Source organism: Pseudoalteromonas sp. P1-16-1b (assembly GCF_001401785.1).
GTDB lineage: Bacteria > Pseudomonadota > Gammaproteobacteria > Enterobacterales > Alteromonadaceae > Pseudoalteromonas > Pseudoalteromonas undina.
The window spans coordinates 1-329 of the sequence record NZ_LKGQ01000060.1 but is presented as its reverse complement, the minus strand read 5'-3'; the positions used below and the strand labels follow the sequence as shown (position 1 = coordinate 329).

General features: G+C 45.9%; 1 protein-coding gene. It reads left to right on the top strand.

What is annotated here, in order from left to right; all coding sequences use genetic code 11:
• Positions 1 to 329 (top strand): elongation factor Tu (locus AN392_RS18175; RefSeq protein WP_152965275.1); only part of this gene is annotated, 329 nt, incomplete at both ends.

The window sequence follows — 329 nt, the reverse complement described above, 5'->3', positions numbered from 1 at the left end:
ATTGGTGCACTTCTACGTGGTACTAAGCGTGAAGACGTTGAACGTGGTCAAGTACTAGCTAAGCCTGGTTCAATCAACCCACACACAACATTCACTTCAGAAGTATACGTACTTTCTAAAGATGAAGGTGGTCGTCATACTCCATTCTTCAAAGGTTACCGTCCACAGTTCTACTTCCGTACAACTGACGTAACAGGTGACGTACAGTTACCAGAAGGCGTAGAAATGGTAATGCCTGGTGATAACGTTAAGATGACAGTAACTCTAATCGCGCCAATCGCGATGGACGAAGGTCTTCGTTTCGCTATCCGTGAAGGTGGCCGTACTGT